Annotated in this window: 22 protein-coding genes and 1 pseudogene; 10 read left to right on the top strand and 13 right to left on the bottom strand. The window is 65.4% G+C overall.

Annotation, left to right across the window (positions count from 1 at the left end):
- Positions 1-119: 119 nt before the first annotated feature.
- Positions 120-1,034 carry a sugar kinase gene (locus tag WMC41_RS14535; RefSeq protein WP_432344211.1) on the bottom strand — a complete coding sequence of 305 codons (915 nt, stop codon included), beginning with the start codon at positions 1,032-1,034 and terminating at the stop codon, positions 120-122.
- Positions 1,035-1,052: 18 nt separating this feature from the next.
- Positions 1,053-2,057 (bottom strand): Ldh family oxidoreductase, encoded by a 1,005-nt coding sequence (locus tag WMC41_RS14530; protein WP_272806120.1) that lies wholly within the window; start codon positions 2,055-2,057, stop codon positions 1,053-1,055.
- A gap of 151 nt (positions 2,058-2,208) precedes the next feature.
- Between WMC41_RS14530 and WMC41_RS14525 the strand changes: the two genes are divergently transcribed.
- Positions 2,209-3,852: an alpha-glucosidase family protein gene (locus WMC41_RS14525; RefSeq protein WP_432344209.1), complete on the top strand. Its 1,644-nt coding sequence runs from the start codon at positions 2,209-2,211 to the stop codon at positions 3,850-3,852.
- A 68-nt stretch (positions 3,853-3,920) separates the two neighbouring features.
- Here WMC41_RS14525 and WMC41_RS14520 read toward each other — a convergent pair whose 3' ends face one another.
- The 4 genes from WMC41_RS14520 to WMC41_RS14505 all read right to left on the bottom strand — a co-directional run bounded on the left by WMC41_RS14520 (position 3,921) and on the right by WMC41_RS14505 (position 7,089).
- Positions 3,921-4,145, bottom strand: coding sequence for a hypothetical protein (locus WMC41_RS14520; protein ID WP_432348347.1), 225 nt, complete (start codon positions 4,143-4,145; stop codon positions 3,921-3,923).
- Between the two features lie 41 nt (positions 4,146-4,186).
- Positions 4,187-4,387, bottom strand: a complete 201-nt coding sequence (locus WMC41_RS14515; protein ID WP_432344207.1) for a hypothetical protein — start codon at positions 4,385-4,387, stop codon at positions 4,187-4,189.
- A gap of 57 nt (positions 4,388-4,444) precedes the next feature.
- Positions 4,445-6,139 carry an adenine deaminase gene (gene ade, locus WMC41_RS14510; RefSeq protein WP_432344205.1) on the bottom strand — a complete coding sequence of 565 codons (1,695 nt, stop codon included), beginning with the start codon at positions 6,137-6,139 and terminating at the stop codon, positions 4,445-4,447.
- An 80-nt stretch (positions 6,140-6,219) separates the two neighbouring features.
- Positions 6,220-7,089, bottom strand: coding sequence for an aldose 1-epimerase family protein (locus WMC41_RS14505; protein WP_432344203.1), 870 nt, complete (start codon positions 7,087-7,089; stop codon positions 6,220-6,222).
- 163 nt (positions 7,090-7,252) lie between these two features.
- Here WMC41_RS14505 and WMC41_RS14500 point away from each other — a divergent pair, with 163 nt between their 5' ends.
- Genes WMC41_RS14500 through WMC41_RS14490 form a run of 3 tightly spaced genes read left to right on the top strand, consistent with a single transcriptional unit; the run spans position 7,253 to position 9,814 of the window.
- Positions 7,253-7,753, top strand: a complete 501-nt coding sequence (locus WMC41_RS14500) for a GNAT family N-acetyltransferase (protein ID WP_432344201.1) — start codon at positions 7,253-7,255, stop codon at positions 7,751-7,753.
- 31 nt (positions 7,754-7,784) lie between these two features.
- Positions 7,785-8,195: a thiol-disulfide oxidoreductase DCC family protein gene (locus WMC41_RS14495; protein WP_244767080.1), complete on the top strand. Its 411-nt coding sequence runs from the start codon at positions 7,785-7,787 to the stop codon at positions 8,193-8,195.
- A complete protein-coding gene (locus WMC41_RS14490) occupies positions 8,192-9,814 on the top strand; it encodes a DUF4166 domain-containing protein (RefSeq protein WP_432344199.1) in 1,623 nt (540 codons plus the stop codon). Before WMC41_RS14495 ends, WMC41_RS14490 begins: the two co-directional genes overlap by 4 nt.
- Positions 9,815-9,869: 55 nt before the next feature.
- Here WMC41_RS14490 and WMC41_RS14485 read toward each other — a convergent pair whose 3' ends face one another.
- From WMC41_RS14485 to WMC41_RS14455, 7 genes and pseudogenes are all read right to left on the bottom strand, one after another.
- Positions 9,870-11,195 (bottom strand): aspartate aminotransferase family protein, encoded by a 1,326-nt coding sequence (locus WMC41_RS14485; protein WP_432344196.1) that lies wholly within the window; start codon positions 11,193-11,195, stop codon positions 9,870-9,872.
- A 188-nt stretch (positions 11,196-11,383) separates the two neighbouring features.
- Positions 11,384-11,722: an ArsR/SmtB family transcription factor gene (locus WMC41_RS14480; RefSeq protein WP_244767077.1), complete on the bottom strand. Its 339-nt coding sequence runs from the start codon at positions 11,720-11,722 to the stop codon at positions 11,384-11,386.
- Positions 11,723-11,903: 181 nt separating this feature from the next.
- The gene (locus WMC41_RS14475) at positions 11,904-12,674 is read right to left on the bottom strand and encodes a HugZ family protein (protein ID WP_432344193.1); all 771 of its coding nucleotides are present in this window, start codon (positions 12,672-12,674) and stop codon (positions 11,904-11,906) included.
- Between the two features lie 25 nt (positions 12,675-12,699).
- Positions 12,700-12,853, bottom strand: a pseudogene (locus WMC41_RS14470) (bifunctional diaminohydroxyphosphoribosylaminopyrimidine deaminase/5-amino-6-(5-phosphoribosylamino)uracil reductase RibD); the annotation flags it as partial.
- 19 nt (positions 12,854-12,872) lie between these two features.
- Positions 12,873-13,913, bottom strand: coding sequence for a choline ABC transporter ATP-binding protein (gene choV, locus WMC41_RS14465; protein WP_244767075.1), 1,041 nt, complete (start codon positions 13,911-13,913; stop codon positions 12,873-12,875).
- Entirely contained in the window at positions 13,910-14,782 is an 873-nt protein-coding gene (choW, locus tag WMC41_RS14460) for a choline ABC transporter permease subunit (protein WP_244767074.1), read from the bottom strand. Before choW ends, choV begins: the two co-directional genes overlap by 4 nt.
- 264 nt (positions 14,783-15,046) lie before the next feature.
- Positions 15,047-16,006 carry a choline ABC transporter substrate-binding protein gene (locus tag WMC41_RS14455; RefSeq protein WP_244767073.1) on the bottom strand — a complete coding sequence of 320 codons (960 nt, stop codon included), beginning with the start codon at positions 16,004-16,006 and terminating at the stop codon, positions 15,047-15,049.
- A 229-nt stretch (positions 16,007-16,235) separates the two neighbouring features.
- On the opposite strand from WMC41_RS14455, the gene WMC41_RS14450 reads away from it, so the two are divergent.
- The 6 genes from WMC41_RS14450 to WMC41_RS14425 all read left to right on the top strand — a co-directional run bounded on the left by WMC41_RS14450 (position 16,236) and on the right by WMC41_RS14425 (position 22,227).
- Positions 16,236-16,823, top strand: a complete 588-nt coding sequence (locus WMC41_RS14450; protein WP_244767072.1) for a thymidine kinase — start codon at positions 16,236-16,238, stop codon at positions 16,821-16,823.
- Positions 16,824-16,851: 28 nt separating this feature from the next.
- The gene (locus WMC41_RS14445) at positions 16,852-17,229 is read left to right on the top strand and encodes a c-type cytochrome (protein ID WP_244767071.1); all 378 of its coding nucleotides are present in this window, start codon (positions 16,852-16,854) and stop codon (positions 17,227-17,229) included.
- A gap of 171 nt (positions 17,230-17,400) precedes the next feature.
- Positions 17,401-18,489, top strand: coding sequence for a hypothetical protein (locus tag WMC41_RS14440; protein ID WP_244767070.1), 1,089 nt, complete (start codon positions 17,401-17,403; stop codon positions 18,487-18,489).
- A 214-nt stretch (positions 18,490-18,703) separates the two neighbouring features.
- Positions 18,704-19,852, top strand: coding sequence for a hypothetical protein (locus WMC41_RS14435; protein ID WP_432344189.1), 1,149 nt, complete (start codon positions 18,704-18,706; stop codon positions 19,850-19,852).
- A gap of 161 nt (positions 19,853-20,013) precedes the next feature.
- Positions 20,014-21,924, top strand: coding sequence for an AAA family ATPase (locus WMC41_RS14430; protein WP_432344187.1), 1,911 nt, complete (start codon positions 20,014-20,016; stop codon positions 21,922-21,924).
- A gap of 54 nt (positions 21,925-21,978) precedes the next feature.
- A complete protein-coding gene (locus tag WMC41_RS14425; protein ID WP_272806108.1) occupies positions 21,979-22,227 on the top strand; it encodes a type II toxin-antitoxin system RelE family toxin in 249 nt (82 codons plus the stop codon).
- Positions 22,228-22,230 lie beyond the last annotated feature (3 nt).

Raw genomic sequence — 22,230 nt, 5'->3', positions numbered from 1 at the left:
GTGCCGCGCTTGCGGGCATTGATTGGGGAAACCGGCGCGGCATATCCCCTTCGCCCCGTTTACGGGGAGAAGGTGGCCGGCAGGCCGGATGAGGGGCCGGAGTCGTTGCCCGGGTGACCTCAGCCCTCCGGCAGCTTGTCCTTCGCCACCAGCGCCCCGTGATGCTGGATCACGGCCGCGGCGACATCCGCGGCAAAGCGCGCCGCCGCCTCGGGGTTTGCCCCTGTCGCGAGGCGAGCGAGGAAAGCACCGTTGAAGCTGTCACCGGCGCTGGTCGTGTCGACGATCTTCTCCACCCTGGCGGACGGCGCATGGCTGCGCTTCTCGCCGAAGACGAGGGTCGCGCCTTCGGCGCCGTCCTTCACGACAAGCCCGTCGACGCCGAGCGCGCGGTAGCGGGCAATGGTTTCCTCCAGCCCGGCATCGCCGAAATGCGTCGTCTCGTCGTCGAGGCTCGGCATGACCAGCGTCGCGGCGCGCGCGCCCGCGGTGATCGTCGCGCGCATGCGCTCGGCATCGTCCCAAAGACGCGGGCGGATGTTGGGGTCGAAGACGACGCGTTTTCCCGCGGCCTTGGCGCGGCGCAGCTCGGCGAGCAGTGTCTCGACATCCTCGGCCGGCAGGATCGCCAGCGTGATGCCGGAAAAGGCCACGATGTCGGACGCGTCGATGGCCGCGCGCAGCCGGTCGCCGTCGCGTGCCAGCAGCTTTGCCGCCGAAACGGAGCGCCAGTAGGAGAAGCTGCGCTCGCCGTCCTTCAGGTGGATCATGTAAAGGCCCGGCGAGCGGCCCTCGATGCGCGCGACATATCCGGTGCCGATGCCGTGGCCATCCATGAAGGCAAGCATCTCGTCGGAGATCATGTCGGTGCCGACGGCCGAGAAATAGTCGACGTTCCAGTCGTCGGGCAGGTATTGGCGGGCATAATAGGCGGTGTTGAACGTGTCGCCGGCAAAGCTCTTGCGCAGGAGGCCGCCCTCGGCCTGCATCAGTTCCACCATGCATTCACCGATCGTGAGCAATCGTGCCGTCATGTTCCAAGGTCCTCCCGGCTAGTTCCGCCGGAAAGAGGAAATACTGTCAAAGAGTTGCTGCGGCAAGCGGATGCCTGCGCTTTCGGCCTCGCGCTGCCGTTTCACCCGGTCGAGGCCGGGAACGTGCACGTTGTGGTCTGTCGACAGCCTGTCCGCCTGCCGCGCCAGCCGCACCGGAAAATTGTCGGCGAAGAGCTGCGGCGAGAGCGCCAGGACGAACAGCCCGACACCCGGCGAGGTGTCGCCGGCCTGGAAATCGGCGGCGTCGAGCGACCAGTTGCCGCCGGTAAGGCCCGCGGCCAGGACTTCGACCATGAGGGCGATGTTGGCGCCGCGGCTGCCGCCGAAGGCGGTCAGCGCGCCCTGCATGGCGGCGAAGGGATCGGTCGTCGGCCGCCCATCCTGATCGACCGCCCAGGTGTCCGGAATGGGCTCGCTGCGTGCGGCGGCGGCGCGGATATTGACCAGTGCGGTCGCGCTCGACGACTGGTCGATCAGCAGGATCCCGCCGTCATCGCGCGGCGCGGCGAAGGCGAGGGGATTGGTGCCGTAGACCGGATGGCGGCTGCCGGCGCCGGCCAGCACGGCATGGCTGTTGGTCGCGACGAGGGCGACGAGGCCTTCGCTCGCGAGATTTGCCGCATACCAGCCGAGTTCCCCGGTCGTGTAACTGTTGCAAACGGTGAAGACGGCGATGCCGAAGGTCTTCGCCTTCGACGCAAGCTCTTCGCGCGCAATCGAGAAGCCGTGCTGCGCCACGCCGCCCATCGCGTCGCATTTCAGGATGGCCGGCACGGGCGAGGTGATGAGCGGTTCGGCCTTGCCGGCGATCCTGCCGTCCACGAGACTTCTGAGATAGTCCGTCAGATGGCTGAAGCCGACGGCCGGCTTGCCCGCCAGTTCCGCCTCCACGGTCGCCTCGGCGAGGGCCGCCGCCGCGGCCTCCACCATGCCGACGCGCATCAGCGCCGTTCGGGCAAGGTCGCGCGCTTCCTGCGGGGAAAGGGTGACGGCATCGGTCATGGGGTCAACCTTCTCTATGGAATTTGCCGGCATCATCCCGATCGACCGGCCCCGCGTCAACCTTCGAAAAATCGCGGTCCGGGCCGTTTACGCTCCGCCGGGGCCGCGTTACATCTTGCCGGTGACAACTGGAAACCGGAGCGAAAAAAGCATGGCGAAGCCCCGCAAGAAGGCTGATGACTGGTGGCGCGGGGCGGTGATCTATCAGGTCTATCCCCGCTCGTTTCAGGACACGACCGGCGACGGCATGGGGGACCTGCGGGGCATCACGAAGCGGCTCGGACACATCGCCTCGCTCGGCGTCGACGCCATCTGGCTCTCGCCCTTCTTCAAGTCGCCGATGGCCGACATGGGCTACGACGTCTCGGACTATTGCGATGTCGATCCGATGTTCGGCACGCTCGCCGATTTCGACGCCATGCTGGCGGAGGCTCATCGCCTCGGCCTCAAGGTCATCATCGACCAGGTCATCTCGCACACGTCCGACCAGCATCCCTGGTTCGTCGAGAGCCGCTCCAGCCGGAGCAACCCCAAGGCGGACTGGTATGTCTGGGCCGATCCCAAGCCCGACGGCACGGCGCCCAACAACTGGCTGTCGATCTTCGGCGGGCCAGGCTGGGAATGGGACGGCGTGCGCAAGCAATATTACATGCACAACTTCCTGATCTCGCAGCCCGACCTCAATTTCCACAATCCGGATGTGCAGGAGGCGCTTTTGAAGACCGTGCGCTTCTGGCTCGATCGCGGCGTGGACGGCTTCCGCCTCGACACGGTGAACTTCTACTTCCATGACAGGAAGCTGCGCGACAACCCGCCCCACGAGCCCGATCCCGAGGCGGTCGGCCTCGATGCGCCGGACGTCAATCCCTACGGCATGCAGACCCATCGCTACGACAAGACGCAGCCGGAGAACGTCGCTTTCCTCAAGCGGTTCCGCGCGTTGCTCGACGAATACGAGGGGCGCGCGACGGTGGGGGAGGTGGGCGACGGCGCCCGCTCGCTGAAGACCGTCGCCGACTATACGAGCGGCGGCGACAAGCTGCACATGTGCTACACATTCGATCTTCTCGGGCCGGACTTCACCGCCGACCATGTGCGCAAATGCGTGCAGAGCTTCCAGCGCGCGGTGACGGACGGCTGGGTCTGCTGGGCCTTTTCCAACCACGACGTCAACCGCCATGTCAGCCGCTTCATCCGTGCGCCGGAGGAGCGCGAGCGCATCGCCAAGCTCGCCATCACCCTCTTGTCGACCCTGCGCGGCTCGATCTGCCTCTACCAGGGCGAGGAACTCGGCCTCACGGAAGCCGACCTCGCCTTCGAGGACCTGCGCGATCCCTACGGCATCCGCTTCTGGCCGGCCTTCAAGGGGCGCGACGGATGCCGCACGCCGATGCCCTGGCAGCACGGCGAGGCCCATGCCGGCTTCAGCACCGGCAAGCCCTGGCTGCCGGTGCCGCAGGACCACGCCCGGCTTGCCGTCGACGTGCAGGAGAAGATCGCCGGCTCGGTGCTCAACCACTACCGCGCCACGCTCGCCTTCCGCAGGGAACACGAGACGCTGCACGACGGCGACATGGCCTTCCTGCACTCCAACCACGACATCCTCGCCTTCACCCGCGAGAAGGGCGGCGAGAAACTGCTTTTCGTCTTCAACCTGACGCATGAAAAGGCCGAATTCGTGCCGGCCAAGTCGCTGAAACTCGGCGCCCCCCTGTCGGTGCCCGGCTTCGGGGCGAAGCTGAAGGACGGAACGATCGAGCTGGACGGGCTGGATATGGCCTGCGTGCGGCTGTAGGGGTTTCCGGCAATTCCTGACCGTGCGGAAGCACGGTCTGCCAGTATTCCCCCCCCTCTGGGAGCATTCTACCGTTTTCGTCCGACGAGCCGGTCGTAGTCGGCATGTGAGCCGATCCAGAACCAGACGAGAGTGTCGGTCTCCGCATCCCTGACGGCAAGGGCGCGCCAGGAAAGGCCCACCCGGACCGACCAAAAGCGGCCAACGGGTTTGAGCTGCAGGGATGGGTGTGCGGGGTTAGCTTTCAGGAGGGCGAAATTCCTGTCGGCCTGTTCGCGTATATGAGAAGGCACCGCCGCGTAACACGTCCAGAACGTGTCCGTGGCATGATGCTTCAAAGCGGGCGTGTCCGATTGTTGCGGAATGCAGCCAAAGCGAGTTCGGCGAGCTCGTCCAGAGTGCCGTTTGCGGTGTCTTCGGCAAGGTCCCGATCCCACCGCTCCGCCTGAAGCGCTTCAAACCATGCGGAAAACCGGTCGAACTCTTCTGGGCTGAGTTCAGACACGCTTTTCTCAATCTGCTCCAGTTTCGTCATGTCGCGCTCCTTTCATGTCTATTCTATTCGAAGGAGCCGAACGCGGAAAGGCAAACCTCACCCCATCAGCATGAACCGGTCCACGTCCACCATCCCCCGGTCGGAGATCTTCAGGTGCGGGATCACCGGCAGCGGCAGGAAGGCGAGCTGGAGGAAGGGTTCCTCCAGCGTGGCGCCCAGTGCGAAGGCGGCCTGGCGCAGGTGGTGCAGCGTGTCGCGGACGGTCTCGTAGGGTTCGAGGCTCATCAGGCCGGCGACGGGGAGCGCGATCTCGCCGGTCACCCTGCCGCCCTCCACCACGACGAAGCCGCCCTTGATCTCGCCGAGGCGGTTGGCGGCGAGCGCCATGTCGTCCTCGTCGACGCCGACGACGCAGATATTGTGGCTGTCATGGCCGACCGTCGAGGCGATGGCGCCCTTCTTCAGCCCGAAGCCCTGCACGAAGCCGTTGGCATGGTTGCCGTTCTTGCCGTGACGCTCGATGACGGCGACCTTGACGATGTCCTGCGCGAGATCGACGGTCGTCTGGTTGCCCTTGGCGGGCAGCCGGTAGCGGCGGTGCTCGGTGATGATCTTGCCCGGCAGGACGCCGATGACCGGCGTTTCGCCATCGGTGACGGGCACGGCGAACTGGGCGGCGGCGACCGGGCGGGCCTTGACGCTGTCAAGCCCGACCGGCGCGACGGGCCGGCGCGTCGCAAAAAGCGCATCGCCCACCCTGCGGCCGGCGGAGAAGACCATCTCGGCCTTGCAGGTCTCCAGCGTGTCGACGATGACGAGGTCGGCGCGCCAGCCGGGCGCGACAAGGCCGCGGTCGCGCAGCCCGAAGGCCCTGGCCGCCGAGATCGAGGCGGCACGGTAGACGGCGAGCGGTGCGCGCCCATGGCTGATGGCGGTGCGGATCATGTAGTCGAGATGGCCCTGCTCGGCGATGTCGAGCGGATTGCGGTCGTCCGTGCACAGCGCGATGAAGGGCGAAAGGCGCTCGGTGATGATCGGCAGCAGCGCCAAGAGATCCTTGGAGACGGAGCCTTCGCGCACGAGGATGTGCATGCCCTTGCGGATCTTCTCCAGCGCTTCCTCGGCGGTGGTGCATTCGTGCTCGGTGCGGATGCCGGCGGCAAGATAGCCGTTGAGGTCCTTGCCCGAGAGCAGCGGTGCATGGCCGTCGATATGGCCGCCCTGGAAGGCCTCCAGCTTGGCAAGACAGACGGGATCCTTGTGGATGACGCCGGGGAAATTCATGAATTCCGCAAGACCGATCACCTTTGGATGGTCGCGGAAGGGCAGCAGGCGCTCGATCGGCAGGTCCGCGCCCGATGTTTCCAGATGCGTCGCCGGCACGCAGCTCGACAGCTGCACGCGGATGTCCATGATCGCCTCCAGCGCGCTGTCGAGGAAGAACGCGATGCCTTCCGTGCCGAGCACGTTGGCGATCTCGTGCGGGTCGCAGATCGCCGTCGTCACGCCATAGGGCAGCACGCAGCGGTCGAATTCGTGCGGGGTGACGAGCGAGGATTCGATGTGCAGATGCGTGTCGATGAAGCCGGGCACGACGATGCGGCTGGAAATGTCGATCTCCTCGCGGCCCTCGTAGTCGCCGCAGGTGCCGACGATGCGATCGCCCGAGATGGCGATGTCGGAGGCGACGAGGTCGCCTGTCACGAGATCGAAGAACTGCCCGCCCTTCAGCACGATGTCGGCAGGCTCCCGGCCGGTCCCCTGATCGATGAAGCGTTCCAAGTCGGTCATGGCGAAGTCTCCCGATTCCATTGGGGAGACTCTAGCGGTGCGGCGGGAAGAGGGAAGGGCCGGCGCGTCGAATTGCGCGTTCAGGCGGGGAAGGTGACGGTGAAGGCGAAGCGGGCGCGCGCTCCCGCGGCAAGCACGGTCGTGTAGGGACGGTCTCTCAATTCGCGCGAGCCGCCGAGTTCCGCGGCTGTGCCGTGCCAGGGCTCGACGCAGAGGAAGGGCGCGCCGGGCTTGGTCCACAGCGCGAGGTTCGGCAGGTTCTCGAAGCGGAAGGCCAGCGCCGGCCCGCCTTCGGCGCCGTAGGCGAGGTCGTCGCCCGCGCCTTCGGGGAAGACGAGCGCGTCGTTCTCGAAGAGATCGGGGGAGAGGCGGAGCCGGCCCGCGGCAAAGGGCGAGGGCGTGCGGCCTTGCGACAGCAGGCCCTTTTCCAGCGGCTGGCGCCGCGGTTCCCCGGCATTGCCGAGCGTCACGGCATGCGGCCTTCCCGCCGCGCCGGGCAGGGGCCAGAGGAAGGCGGGGTGGAAGCCGAGACCGAAGGGCATGGCGGTCCTGCCGCGGTTTTCGACTTCGGCGACGACGGTGAGGGTCGGGCCGTCCAGGCTGTGCTCGACGGAGAGCAGGAAGTCGAACGGATAGACGGCGCGGGTTTCGTCAGAGGCCTCCAGGCTGTAGCGGCACAGCATGTCGCTTGCGGCGGCCAGCGAGAATTCCCGTCGCCTGGCGAAACCGTGCTGCGCCATCGCATGGGGCTTGCCGTCGATGAGGAGCGTATCGTCGGGCGCCTTGCCGACGATCGGGAAGAGCACCGGCGAGCGCCCCGTCCAGAAGGTGGCGTCGCCGTTCCACAGCCATTCCGCCCCGTCCCGGGTGGTGATCGACTGCATTTCGGCACCGAGCGAGGAGACATCGATCGACAGGAGGCCGTTCGCTATGCGGGTGGTGGTCGGCATGGGCTCGCCCTTAAGGTTTCTGGCGCGCAGAATAGCCCTCAAACGGACCGGACTTGCAAGGCCCATCCGGCCACGGTTAAAGCATGCCGCGCGAAAGAACGCAGCGGACTTGCGACAATGGCATGCGCTGAAAGATCGCGGCGTGCCATTCAGGGAGAAGCGGATGCAGCCGGCATGGACCACGAGGACACCGGGACCGTCGGAGATCGCGGCGCTGGCGCGGCTCTGGTTTGACGGATGGCAGGATGCGCATGCGGCGGTGCTTCCAGCGGCGCTTGCCCGCCTGCGCACGCGGCAGAGTTTTGCCGATCGCCTGTCGGCCATGCTGGCGGATGTGCGCGTGATCGGCGATGCGGACGCACCGCTCGGCTTCTGCGCCATCCGGCATGACGAGCTCGACCAGCTTTTCGTGACGCCGGCAGGGCGCGGCAGGGGCGTTGCCGCCGCGCTCGTGGCGGATGCCGAAGGGCGCCTTGCCGCCCGTGGCGTGGCGACCGCCTGGCTCGCCTGCGCGATCGGCAACCACCGCGCCGCCCGCTTCTACGAGAAATGCGGCTGGCACCTTGCCGCGACCGTCGTCCACCGGCTGGACACGACGGAGGGGCCTTTCGATCTGGAGGTCTGGCGCTATGAAAAGCGGCTTTCTCCGGCGGTTGCGGATTGATGGCGCATCGCCGCCATCCTATGTTGAGGACATGACCCGGAACGACGCGGCAGGCCCGATCATCGTCTTCGATGCGGAGTGCATTCTCTGCTCGGCCAATGCGCAATTCGTGCTCCGGCACGATCGCGCCCGGCGGTTCCGTCTTGCCTCCATGCAGAATGCGGTCGGCGCAGCGCTCTATCGCCGCTTCGGCATCGATCCGGCCGATCCCGAATCGATGATCGTCGTGGATGGCGACCGGCTGCTCAAGGACAGTGATGCGGTGCTGGCGATCTATGCCGGGCTCGGCTGGCCGTGGAAGGCGCTGTCCGCGCTGCGGTTCATCCCGCGCTTCCTGCGCGATCCCGCCTATCGCTGGCTGGCGCGCAACCGCTACCGGGTGTTCGGGCGACGGGAGGCGTGCTGGATCCCCGCGCCGGAGGATGCGGACCGGGTGTTGTGAAGCGGGTCATCGTTCTCGGCGGATATGGCGGTTTCGGCGCCCGGCTGTCCCGGCGGCTGGCGGCGGATGGCTGGGCGGTGCTGGTCGCGGGCCGCGACAGGGCGGCGGCGCTGCGTCTCGCCGAAGACTTGTCCAATGCAGCGGCGCTTGCCGTCGATCGCAACGGCGATCTCGGCCCCGTCCTCGAGGCGCATCGTCCCTTCCTGCTGATCGATGCGGCCGGACCCTTTCAGGGCAGCGGCTACCATGTTGCGGAAGCCTGCATCGCGCGCGGAGTGCATTATGTCGACCTTGCGGATGCGCGGGACTTCGTCTGCGGTGTCGGACGGCTGGATGCGGCGGCGCGGGCGGCCGGTGTCGTGGTGGTCTCGGGCGGCTCCAGCGTGCCGGCGCTTTCGGGCGCGGTCATTGCCGAGCTGGCGCGGGACATGGAGCGGGTTTGCTTGGTCGAGATGTCGATCAGCGCCTCGAACCGCGCGACGGCCGGCGCTTCCGTGGCGGCCGCGATCCTCAGCTATGTCGGAAAGCCGGTGCGCCTCTGGCGCGGCGGGCGCTGGCGGCAGGAGACGGGCTGGCACCGGTTGCGCCGGCAGGACTACGCTGTTGCCGGCCGGCCGCCCATCCGGCGGCTGGTGGTGCTTGCGGATGTGCCGGATCACGATATCGTGCCGGCGTCGCTGCCCGGCCGGCCGGCGAGCATTTTCCGCGCGGGACCGGAATTCTCCTTTCAGCTGCTGACGCTCTGGCTCTTGAGCTGGCCGGTGAAATGGGGATGGCTGGGCTCGCTTTCGCGCTTCGCTCGATGGCTGCTGCCGCTGCAGAAGCTGAGCGCCCGTTTCGGCACGGATCGTTCCGCCATGGTGATCGAAGTGAAGGGATTTTTCGAGGGGGCGCCGGTCCTCCGCCGCTGGACGCTGATCGCGGAAAATGGCGACGGCCCGGAGATCCCGACGATCGCGGCCCATGTCGCGGCCGATGCCATCGCGGCGGGACGCCTTGCGCCGGGCGCGCGGCCGGCGGCGGGCGAGATGAGCCTTGCGGAATTCTCTCCCCACTTCGAAAGGCTCGCCCTCCATCAGGCGATCGAGAGCCTGCCCTATGTGCCGCTTTACCGCCGTGTCATCGGTGCGGCCTACGGCACGATGCCGCAGCCGGTGCGGGACATGCACGACCTTGTCGGCGATGCCGGGGCCGCGGGCTGGGGACGCGTGCGGCGGGGACGGTCGCGTCTGGCGCGGCTTGTCTGTGCCGTCATGCGCTTTCCGCCGGAGGGCGAGCACGACCTGCACGTTTCCTTCGAGGAGAGGGATGGCGTCGAGTGCTGGACGCGGGATTTTGCCGGCCATGTCTTTTCAAGCGAACTCAGCCAGAGCGGCGCACGCCTTGTCGAGCGGTTCGGGCCGATGCGCTTTTCCTTCGACCTGCCGGTGGATGCCTCCGGCCTGGCGATGGTGATGCGTGGATGGTCCGTCTTCGGCCTTCCGATGCCGCTGGCGCTGGCGCCTCGCAGCACGGCGCGCGAATGGGCCGAAGGCGAGGATTTCTGCTTCGACGTGCCGATCGGGCTGCCGGTCATCGGCGAGGTCGTGCACTATTCCGGCCGGCTGCGTCGGCTCTGACGCGAACGGAAATGGCGGCCGAAGCCGCCCCATCCCGCTTGCCGGATCGTCCGGATCAGATGTTGTTCTGCAGAACCTCGCGCAGCTTGCCGAACAGTTCGTCGATCTCGCGCTTCTCGATGATGAGCGGCGGGGAGAGCGCGATGATGTCGCCCGTCGTGCGGATGAGGAGGCCCTTCTCATAGGCCTTGAGGAAGGCATTAAAGGCCCGCTTGGTCGGTTCGCCGGCGATGGAGGCGAGCTCGACGGCGCCGATCAGGCCGACATTCCGAATGTCGATGACGTTCGGGCAATCCTTCAGCGAATGCAGGCCTTCCTCCCAGTAGGAAGCGAGTTCCGCGGCGCGGGTCAGGAGACCCTCTTCCTTGTAGGTGTCGAGCGTGCCGAGCGCGGCGGCGCAGGCGATCGGGTTGCCGGAATAGGTGTAGCCGTGGAAGAACTCGATCATGTGCTCCGGGCCGTTCATGAAGGCGTCATGGATCTCGGAGGTCACGAAGACGGCGCCCATCGGGATCACGCCGTTGGTGAGGCCCTTCGCGGTGGTGATGATATCGGGCTTCACGTCGAAATACTGCGCGGCGAAGGGCGCGCCGAGGCGGCCGAAGCCGGTGATGACCTCGTCGAAGATCAGCAGGATGCCGTGCTGCGTGCAGATCTCGCGCAGCTTCTGGAGGTAGCCCTTCGGCGGGATGAGGACGCCCGTGGAGCCGGCGACCGGCTCGACGATGACCGCGGCGATGGTGGAGGCGTCATGCAGGGTGATGATGCGCTGCAATTCGCTGGCGATGTCGCCGCCGTGTTCCGGCTCGCCGCGCGAGAAGGCGTTCCTGTCGGGGAAATGGGTGTGCGGCATGTGGTCGACGCCCGTCAGCAGCGTGCCGAACATCTTGCGGTTGGCGACGATGCCGCCGACGGAGATGCCGCCGAAATTGACGCCGTGGTAGCCGCGCTCGCGGCCGATCAGGCGGAAGCGCGCGCCGTCGCCCTTGGCACGGTGATAGGCGAGCGCCACCTTCAGCGCGGTCTCGACCGATTCGGAGCCGGAATTGGTGTAGAGGACATGGTTCATGCCCTCGGGCGCGATGTCGACGAGGCGGTTGGCGAGCTCGAAGGCCTTCGGATGGCCGAGCTGGAAGGCGGGCGCATAGTCCAGCTCGCCGGCCTGTTCGCGGATCGCCTCGGTGATCTTCGGGCGACAATGGCCGGCATTGACGCACCAAAGGCCCGCCGTGCCGTCGAGCACCTGGCGGCCGTCATGGGTGGTGTAATACATGTCCTTGGCGCCGACGAAGAGGCGCGGTTCCTTCTTGAACTGCCGGTTTGCCGTGAACGGCATCCAGAAGGCACGCAGGTCATTGGGGGTGTTGAGGCGGTTGGACATGCGGTCTCTCCGTGATCCTTGAAATGCTGGGCCTTTGAATGCGGGGGCCGTCCCGGCGGGCACTGCGGATGGAATTTTTACCCGCTGGTCAAAGTATCAAGGCGCCCGGGGCCGTCAAGCGGATGATTCCATGCAAAACGCCCCGGATTCCGGCCGGGGCGTTGCGAACGGGATAGGCGGGGAGGCGATCAGGCGATGCGAAGCTTCTTTTCCGACGCCCCGTTGCCGGGGGCCCTGTAGATGCGCTCAAGCGCGTCGAGAATGGTCAGCACGGCATCGGACTTGCTGGAATAATAGATAGTCTGGGCATCGCGGCGCGTGGTGACGAGATTCTGCGCCCGCAGCTTCGACAGGTGCTGCGACAGCGCCGACTGGCTGAGACCGACCTGGTTTGCGAGGGCGCCGACGGCGATTTCGCCTTCGACCAGGACCTTCAGGATGAGCAGGCGCTTCGGGTTGGCCATGGCGGACAGAAAGTCGGATGCAACCTCGGCCTGCGCGTGCTCTGCGTCTGAAATCTTGTCCATCTGAAACTCCTTTGGGCGTTTCCGCTTCAAATTAAGTAATTTTTTGAATCCGCTTGTTAGCATATAAACAAAATACCCCTCATCAAGTGCCAGAAATGGGGGTATCCTGCACGTATAGCGATAGGCGCCTTCCCTTGTCGAAAAAGGCGCGGCAAGCGGATTTCGCGCAAATGCAGACGGTTCAGCCCGCCGCCCTTGCTTCCCGAAGCAAACGCGCAAGCTCCCCGCGAAGTTCCGTGGCCTCATCAAGTTCGCGTGAAAATTCCAGCCGCTTCAGTTTGTCGCCGCTGGCAAGGTCGATGCCGGCGGCGTCGAGCCCCACGATGATCCAGTCGCCGTCCTTCGCGCCGCAATAGTGGCGGGCATAGATGCCGGCCGCTTCCGCATGGTCGCTGTTCATGTGCTCGACGGCGCCGGTTTCCATCTCGGCAAGCGCGCCGCGGGCCGGGGAGCGAATCATGAGGTCGTCCGCCGTCAGCACGAAGGCCTTGCCGAAGCCGCCGTTGAGATGGGCGCGCAGCGGCACGAGGCGGAAGAAGGCGAAATCGGGGAAATCGACATAGAGTTTCGCCTTGGGGTGGCGGCGGACGAAGCGTTCGCGCAGCGCGGCATGGGCGGCGCTGTCGCGGGCCACTTCCTCTGCCTCGCAGAGCACCGTCAGGCGGGGATGGGCGAGGGGATCGCCCTTGCCGGGCTCGCCCGCCAGCAGCGAGGCGCGCGGGTCGCGCCGGAGCGCCTGGGTGTGGACGGAAAGGGCGGAGACGAGGATGACCGGCGTGCCATCCGTGTCGGTGCCCGTCAGCGTGCGGCTGGCGAAGGGCGCGCCGCTTTCCGGCTCGATGACCGCAAGCGCGCAGCTCCGGGCGGAGCGCAGCAGCGTGCGGGCGAGGCGCCGCGCGTCATCATCGGTTTCGCGCAGGACGCTCGGCCTGTCCTTTTGTTCTTCTGCCATGATTCGGTCCTTCCGCTTGCAGGATACCCCCCTCTGCCCTGCCGGGCATCTCCCCCTCAAGGGGGGAGATTGGATGGAGCACCGTCTCGTCCATCGTCAACGCTGCGGGATAAGCGAGGTTCTTGTCTTTTTCCGATCTCCCCCCTTGAGGGGGAGATGCCCGGCAGGGCAGAGGGGGGACCACCCGCGGGCGAACCGTCACCCCCGCCGGCGGTGCCGCGTCAATCCGTTCACGATATCCTGCGCGTTGATCGTGCCGACGACCGTGCCGTTGTCGACGACGCCGACATTGCCCGGCGTGCGGGCCATGGCGTCGAGGATGTCGACGAGCGGGGTCTGCGGTGCCGCGGTCGCCGTCACGCCGCCATTGCTTGAAGCGCCGTGCTGCATCACGTCGCCGGCCGTCAGCATGTTGATCGGGTTCATGTTCTGCACGAAGTCCGCGACATACTGGTTGGCCGGGTTCTTGACGATCTCCTGCGGCGTGCCGCACTGGATGATGCGCCCGCCTTCCATGATGGCGATGCGGTTGCCGATGCGGAAGGCCTCGTCGAGGTCGTGGCTGACGAAGAGGATGGTCTTCTTCAGCCGGCGCTGGAACTCCAGCAGCTCGTCCTGCAGGCGCGTGCGGATCAGCGGGTCGAGCGCGGAGAACGGCTCGTCCATGAGCAGGATCGGCGCGCCGGTGGCGAAGGCGCGGGCAAGGCCGACGCGCTGCTGCATGCCGCCCGACAGCTCGTTCACCTTGCGGTCCGCCCATTTGGCGAGGTTGACGAGTTCGAGCTGTTCGGCGACGCGCGCCTTGCGCTCGCGATCCGGCACGCCGGCAAGCTCCAGGCCGAAGCCGACATTGTCGGCAACACTGCGCCAGGGCAGCAGCGCGAACTGCTGGAACACCATCGAGACGGTGTGCATGCGGAAATCGCGCAGCGCCTTGGGCGTTGCCGTATAGGGGTTCACCGAACCGCTTGCGGCCTTCACCTGCACGTCGCCGCGCACCACGGGCGCAAGCCCGTTGACGGCGCGCAGCAGCGTCGACTTGCCGGAGCCCGAAAGGCCCATCAGCACGAGGATCTCGCCCTCCGTGATCGACAGCGTGGCATCGGCCACGCCGAGCACCAGGCCGGTCTCCGCGCCGATCTCGTCGCGGGTCTTGCCCGCATCGACCATGGCGAGGGCCTTCTGCGGGCTGTCGCCGAAGATGATGGAGACATTCTTGAAGACGACGGTTTCGGTCATTTGGCGTCTCCCTCATCGGCGGCGCGGAAGAGACGGTCGAGGATGATCGCGAGGATCACGATGCACAGGCCCGCCTCGAAGCCCATGGAGATGTTCACGGTGTTGAGCGCGCGCACCACGGGAACGCCGAGGCCCTTGGCGCCGACGAGCGCGGCGATGACCACCATCGACAGGGAGAGCATGATGGTCTGGGTGAGGCCCGCCATGATCTGCGGCGTCGCATAGGGCAGCTCGACCTTGCGCAGCACCTGGCCGGGCGTCGCGCCGAAGGCCTGCGCGGCCTCCACCAGCGAGGGTGGCGTCGAGATGATGCCGAGCCGGGTGAGGCGGATCGGGGCGGGGATGGCGAAGATCACCGTGGCGATGAGGCCCGGCACCATGCCGAGGCCGAAGAGGATCAGCGCCGGGATGAGATAGACGAAGGTCGGGATCGTCTGCATGAGATCGAGGATCGGCCGGAGGATCGAATAGAACCACGGCCGGCGCGCGGCGGCGATGCCGAGCGGCACGCCGACCACCATGCTGACGCCGGTCGCCGCCAGCACGAGCGCCAGCGTCTCCGTCGTCTCCTTCCAGTAGCCCTGGTTCACGATGAGCAGCAGGCCGAGGAAGGTGAAGGCGGCGACGCCGATCGAGCGGCGGAACCACCAGCTGAGACCCGTCACGAGCACGATGAGGAACAGCGCATAGCCGAACCTGCCGCCGGCGCTGGAGAACGGACCCTGCAGCAGGAAGAGCACGGCGTCGATGCCGGCCTGCAGGAAGACCTTCAGGAAGTCGAACAGTCCCTTGCCGTTGGTCGTCAGCCAGTTGACGACTTCCTTGGCGATCGGGCCGATCGGAATTTTGGAGACGGTGAGCCAATCCACGGCAGCAAGCCTTAGTCTGGAGGTTGACGATGCAACGACTATCGGCGGGAAGTAAGGGCGGGAAAGTTTCCTTCTCGCCCACAGAGCGCTGACAAAGTTCCGAAAACCTCTCCGCCGTCATGCTCGGGCTTGACCCGAGCATCCATCGCCGTCGTGGTATGTGGATCCTCGGCTCAAGGCCGAGGATGACGGCAGCGGGAGAGGTGAGGTCTGTCAACAACCTGAGGAGGGGGGAGGTCTTCTCCCCGCTCCCCTTCTTCCCTGTTAGAGGCCGAGTGCCGTTTTCGCGGCCGGCAGGGCCTCGCCGCTGCCGTCCTTGGTCGTGACGCCGGCAAGCCACGGCTCGACGGCAGCCGGGTTGGCCTTCAGCCAGTCGGTCGCGGCGGTTTCCGGATCCTGGCCGTCGTTCAGGATCTTGCCCATGATCTGGTTTTCCATTTCCAGCGTGAACTTGAGGTTCTGCAGGAACTTGCCGACATTCGGGCATTCGGCGACATAGCCCTGGCGCACGTTCGTATAGACCGTCGCGCCGCCGAAATCCGGACCGAAGACATCGTCGCCGCCGGTGAGATAAGTCAGCTTGAAGTTGGCGTTCATCGGGTGCGGCTCCCAGCCGAGGAAGACGACCGGGGTGCCTTCCTGCTCGGCGCGGGCGACTTCGGCCAGCATGCCCTGCTCGGAGGATTCGACCACTTCGAAGCCCGACAGATCGAACTTGTTGTTGGTGACCATGTCGATGATCAGGCGGTTGCCGTCATTGCCCGGCTCGATGCCGTAGATCTTGGCGCCGAGCGCATCCTTCTGCTTGGCGATGTCGGCGAAGTCCTTGATGCCGAGTTCGGCGCCCTTGGCGTTGGTCGCGAGCGTGTATTTCGCGCCCTCCAGGTTCTCGCGCACGGTCTCGACCGAGCCGTCCTCGCGGAACGGCTTGATGTCGGCTTCCATGGTGGGCATCCAGTTGCCGAGGAAGACGTCGATGTCCTTGTTCTTCAGCGACGTATAGGTCACCGGAACGGACAGGACCGTCACTTCGGTCTCGTAGCCGAGGCTCTTCAGCAGAACGGTCGCGGTGGCGGTCGTGGCGGTGATGTCCGTCCAGCCCACGTCCGAGAAGCGAACCTTGCCACAGCTTTCGGCTTCGGCGGCCGAGACGTTGGCGGCGCCAAGCGCGAGGACGGAGACGGCTGCGGCAAGAAGGGTCTTGAATGGCGATGCAGACTTCATTTTATTGCTCCCCTTATAACTGATGGTTTAGCCAATCATCAAAACGATATGCTTTCAAGCATCTTGGCGTAGCCGGAAGCCCCTGAAACGTCCAATAAATTTCGGACCTGTTCGCAATTTTGCACATGGATGTCGCAGAAGGCGGGCCGCGCGGTTTTCTGTGGTTTTCCGGCCTTTTCGACTGGAAAATCGCGCCCTGCCGGGCCATGAGGCGGGGACGGAGAAAATCATGGCCAAGCTCTATTTCAGTTACGCGACGATGAACGCGGGAAAGTCGACGCTGCTCCTGCAGGCGTCCTACAACTACCGCGAACGCGGCATGCGCACGGCGATCCTGATCGCCTCCTTCGACGACCGCGCGGGCCAGGGCCGCATCTCCTCGCGCATCGGCCTGACCTCGGAAGCCATCGCCTTCGACCATGCCGACGACCTCTACAAGCATGTCGAGGAACTGAATGGCGACGGCGGCGGCGAGATCGCCTGCGTCTTCGTCGACGAGGCGCAGTTCCTCTCCGAGGCGCAGGTCTGGCAGCTCGCCCGCGTCGCCGACCGGCTGCATATCCCCGTCATGGCCTACGGCCTGCGCACCGATTTCCAGGGCAAGCTCTTTCCCGGCTCGCAAGCGCTGCTCGCCATCGCCGACGAGCTGCGCGAGGTGCGCACCATCTGCCATTGCGGCCGCAAGGCGACGATGGTCGTCCGGCTCGGCGCGGACGGCAAGGTGGCGCGCGAAGGCGCGCAGGTGGAAATCGGCGGCAATGACAAGTACGTTTCCTATTGCCGCCGCCACTGGGACGACATCATGAACGCCGATTGACGGCCGTCGGGCGGCGAGGGGACAAATGATGAAACGACTTCCTGCCGCCGCCGCGGCGTTCCTCTGTCTCGCCGCCCCCGCCCTGGCGGAGGGCGATGCCGTCGCGGGAAAGACGGTCTTCAAGAAATGCGCGCCCTGCCATTCGACCGAGCCGGTCAACCGCGTCGGGCCGACGCTCGCCGGCATTGTCGGCCGGCCGGTCGCCTCCGTCGGCGACTACCGCTATTCCGCCGCCATGACGGCCTTCGCCGAGGGCGGCAAGATGTGGAACGAGGCCTTGATCGCCGAGTATCTGATGTCGCCCAAGGCCATGGTGCCGGGCACCGCCATGGCCTTCGCGGGACTGAGGAAGATCGAGGATATCGCCAACCTCATCGCCTATCTGAAAGCGCCGGCGGGCCATTAGCCGCCGCCGAAATTTTCGGCACCGCTCTTGTGGGCGGTCCGTGCCGTCCCACATCTTGTTCGGTAAAGGCGGCGGGCAGGTTCCTATCTGCCTGAAATCGTATAGTGTTGCCGCGATGGAATAAATCGGGCGGCGCAGACGTCTGCCGTGGAGAGTTTCAAGGGGACAAGCATGGCCACACTTCAGAACTTCGATGCGGAAATCGAGAAGACTCGCAGCGTCGTCAACCAGATGCGCAGCAAGCTGGAGCAGTCGAGCACCGTGCTCGACCAGTTCGCCAAGGCGGACACCAAGCTCGGCGATGTCAATTTCGACATCGAGAACGCCCGCATCCAGGACGTCATCGCCCAGCAGCGCGTGATGGAAGGCAATATCGCCGACCTCATTATCGGCCTCGAAGATGCGACGAACATCTTCGGCACCGAATTCGAGAGCATGAAGAGCTATACGGGCTACGAGAAGTTCATCGGCATCTTCTCCAAGCAGAAGATGCAGCGCATGCGCACCGACCGCGTGCGCAACATGTCGCTCGCCGGCAACCTGCAGGAACTGCTTTCCAAGTCCGACACGATCGTCGGCATCCTGAAGGAGCAGAAGTCGATCCTCGACCAGCGCTACAAGACCTCCGAGGCGAGCCTCGTGCAGGTGATCGAGCGGCGCAAGGGCACGATGACCAATCTCGAGGCCACCCAGAAGCGCATCGAGGAGCTGAACCCGCTGCTGATGGATCTCGAGAACCGCATCGCCGCTTCGACGGACCAGAAGACCCGCACGGACCTTGAAGGCGAGCGCTCGGCGCTGGCGACGGAATACAACCAGATGCAGGCGAAGGAGCAGGAGCTGCTTGCCGAGAGCCAGACGCTGGAACGCTACACCTCGATGTTCCAGACCTTCGTCGATTCGCTCAACAACCAGATCGCCGCGCAGAACACGCTGATCAACAAGCTGACCATCGATACCGAGCAGCGCATCGTGCTCTACAAGGCGCTGGAGGATTCGTTGAAGACCGCCGCGCAGCAGGACGTGGCGCACAAGATCAACACGCTCGGCTCGCAGGTCGACACGGCCGCGGAAGAGACCATGGCCGGCATCGGCTCGGCCGCCCAGCGCCATATCGGCGATCTCCTCGAAATGCACGAGAAGAACATGCTGGCGACGCAGGACATCCAGCGCCGCAAGAAGCTCGCCGACGACGCCTTCGCCCGGCGCTTCCAGGCTGTCATGGACAAGCACAACACCGCGAACTACGTGAAGCAGTGATACCCCGAATGCCGACGTCGCGCATCGCGTTACCCCCCTCTGCCCTGCCGGGCATCTCCCCCACAAGGGGGGAGATCGGCAAGAGGCGCGAACAAGGCTCCAGGCGTAGCGTCAGTCATGGGCGAAGCGTTTGCTCCATCCAATCTCCCCCCTTGTGGGGGAGATGCCCGGCAGGGCAGAGGGGGGTGCTCGCCGGCAAGGAAGGGACGCTCTCATGAACGCCCCCGCCGACAGCGCCGTCGCACAATATTTCTCCACCATCCGCGCCGCCCTCGGCGGCCTTGAGATCTTCCTTGCCGACCGCAACTCGCCGCTCTACCGCAACAGCGTGGTGGGCGAGATCGTCGTGCCCTACCTTGCCCGGCTGAAGGCCTCCTTCGCCTGCTGGGAGAACCGCATCGGCTTCGTCCAGCAGTTCCGCGTCTCGCGCGCCGAGAGCGGCTTTCCGGTGTTCCAGAACGTGCTGGAACTGGAGAACGACCGGCAGAGCGCGGAAAAGCGGCTTGCCGCGATCCCGAATGCCGACCAGCTGCGCGGCGAGATGGCGGATTTCATCCTGCGTCACAAGGAGTTCCCGGGCGATCTCCAGGCGCGCATGGCCGAGCGGCTCTACCTGGAACAGATCGGCAAGGGCGACATCTTCTCGCCCTTCGTGCTGCCGGAGACGATCCGCGTCGCCGTCAACCCGAAGACCATGCGGCCCTATTACGTCGTGTGCTGGGGCGCCTTCGACGGCACGGCGACGCTGCCGATGGTCTACATGGCGACGATCGAGGATTCGAGCGAGAACGTCATCAAGATGCTGGTGACGAAGGATGGCAAGCTCAATCCGGAGGTGGACATCCCGCTGCCGGTCGGCGGCCTGCTCAATCCCGAGCTTGCCAGCCGCTTCGACGATTTCGCGCTGAAGAACAGTGCCTATTCGCTCACCCCCGCGACGATCGCCACCAATCTCGACCGGGATTTTCCGACGCTGCATCCCAAGCAGCTGCGCCGCATCGTGCTGGGGCCGTTCTATTCGGCCGGCATCACCGAGAACAACGAGCGGGTTAACGAGATCCTTTCCAAGGTGCGGAAGCCGGAAAACGCCTGGCTGCTGACCTGGACCGTGCAGGAGGTCTTCTCCAAGGCCGAGCGCCCGGCGAAGAAGGGTTTCTGGAGCTCCACCCCGGCGCAGGAGGAGTTCCATATCGAGACCGACGATCTCGAGGCCGCCCGCATGGGCGTCAGCGCCTATGAGAAACACGCGCTGGTGCCGCACGATGCCTATCAGGCGCTCTATGCCGCGGGCGAGACCGCCGGCATTTTCGGCGCCTACAAGGTGCATGTGATCTCGGGAAACCAGGTGATCAGCGAAGGGTGAACATCCGCCCGGCCAGGCGGGCGCCGATCCGCCGGCCGCTTTCACGCTCCACCCGTCGCGTTCTCGCGGATGCTTCGGGGAGACCGGCGGCAAACTGCTCCTGACGGAGCCCAAATCCCTCGGTGGTTTTTGCCACCGAGCCATCAGAAGGACTGAGACCGATGAGCCTCAATGCCGGACTGACGACGATCCACGAAGACGATATCGCCAAGCATCAGGCGACGGCGCAGAGCCTCGTCACCAAGCTCGTCATCCTCGAAAGCGACGACGGCAGACAGGGCACCTCGCTTGCCGGCACCGGCCGACGTTTCGTGTCGACGGTCTCGACCGCCGGCGCGCGGCGCACGCGCGAGGTGGAGCTGGCAAGGACCATCCAGTCCGTGCGCGCCGCCGACCCGCTGCTCTCGCCGCAGCAGCATGCCGTGCTCTTCCGCTCCCGCCGTGGTCTTCAGGTCGCCCTGGCGGTGACGGATGCCTTTTCCCGCCAGACCAATCTCGAAGGCCTGCAATCGCGCAATCTCGCCTCGCCCCTGGCAGGCGACGAGGCGAACCAGTTCAAGGCGCTGCTTTCCGCCTCCGCCTATATCGCCGCCTTCACCTTCGCCGCCTATCTCGGTGCGACGCTGCCGGGCGAGGGCGAACCGGTGGAGGACGGCGGCGAGCCGGACTATCTCTTCGACACGCCGCAGGACGCGCTGAAGAGCATGGTCGCCGGCCTCGACCGGACGATTGCCGGCGCGCCGGACGATGCGGCGCTCGTTTCCCGCGCCCGGGCCTTCGCCCGCGTCGCCATCGAGGGGCTGATCAGCCGCCGCGCGCGCTTCACCGGCCTTGCCGGCTTCGAGAATGCCCATATCCGCATCGAGCAGGACGATTTCACCCTCTCCGGCTTCGACGTCGCGCCCGGCCAGAAGCGCAAGCCGCTCACGATGACCTTCAAGAAGCCGGAAGAGATCATCGGCAACCACATCGCCAAATACCAGGCGATGAAGCTCGCCAAGATGCTTGTGGCCTATGATTTCGAGCGCCAGCTCAACCCCTTCGTCGAGCTCGGGGGCTTCCTCTTCACCTTCATCGGCGACGGTATGCCGGGCACCGGCAAGACGATCCTCATCCAGATGCTCGCCGGCCTCGTCAACGACTACTGCCAGACCGCCGGCTACGCCTTCCACTACGAGAATTTCGGCGTCGACCAGATTTCCTCCTACCAGGGCAAATCCGGCCAGAACTGCAAGGAATTCGTCAACAACGTCATCAACCCGAAGGCGATCGGCTTCGGCACGATCGACGACGTCGACCAGGTCGCCGCGAAACGTTCGGACGACCGGGCCTCGGCCGGCCAGCACGAGGTGACCGCGGTCCTCATGGAAAGCTTTGCCGGCGCCTCGACCGTGGTGCGCGGCAACTGCACCTTTGGCATGTTCTCCAACTATCCGGAAAATGTCGACGATGCATTGCGCCAGCGCGCCGGTGCCCGCTGGCTGGTCGACGGGCCGCAGACCGAGGACGACTATATCGACATCTTCGCCATGCTGGTCGGCAAGAACCACTCGATCCCACTCGGCGCGCACACGCTCTTCGAGGGCCAGGAGATCAAGCGTGCCGTCTCCACCTCCTACGGACAACATGCAAAACCACAGGAAGAGGGCCTTCTCGCCGTGTGGGAAATGCACGAGAAGGAGCACGGTGCCATCAAGTCGCTCGCCGATGTCGGCGCCTATCTCCATCGCATCAAGATCGCCGAGCCCCGCTTCACCGGCCGCGCCATCAAGAACATCACCGACGCGATCAAGATGCGCGCCATGGATGTGGACCTGCCGGACGACTGGTTCGCCACCGCGGGCGCCTTCATGCACAAGGGCTACGACGAGAAGAAGGCGATGATCGAGGAACTGCGCGGCCCGATCACCATGGAAATGGTCCTCCAGGAGATCAACCGCTACGCCGACAGCGAATTCCGTTACACGGACAAATCCGACGACGCGGCGGTTTCCGACATCATCCGCCGCGAACGCCAGCGCGAGAAGGCGATCCGCGAGATCGAGACGATGAAGGCGGAGGGACGGTGGTAAAAATTAGCTGTTAGCGAATTTTATTGCCTGTTGCCCGGGTGAGGTTTAGTGTCCATGAAACAGGTCGTCTTTCATGCACCGGCTTTAAGGACGCTGGCCCGGATACCGAGAAACGAAGCCGACAAGATCAGACGGAAGATTTACCAATATGCTGCCGATCCTGCAGCGCAGAAAGCAAATGTCAAAAAGCTGCAGGGACGTGCGGGCTTTAGATTGCGGGTCGGTAACTGGCGTGTGATCTTCGATGCAAATGGCGACGTTCTTGATGTGCTTGAAGTCGATAGCCGCGGAAGCATCTACTGAAGG

Origin of the sequence: Shinella yambaruensis (genome assembly GCF_050859155.1) — a bacterium.
Taxonomy (GTDB): Bacteria; Pseudomonadota; Alphaproteobacteria; order Rhizobiales; family Rhizobiaceae; genus Shinella; species Shinella yambaruensis.
The sequence above is the reverse complement of the archived record's forward strand: the minus strand, read 5'-3'. Positions and strand labels throughout refer to the sequence as shown.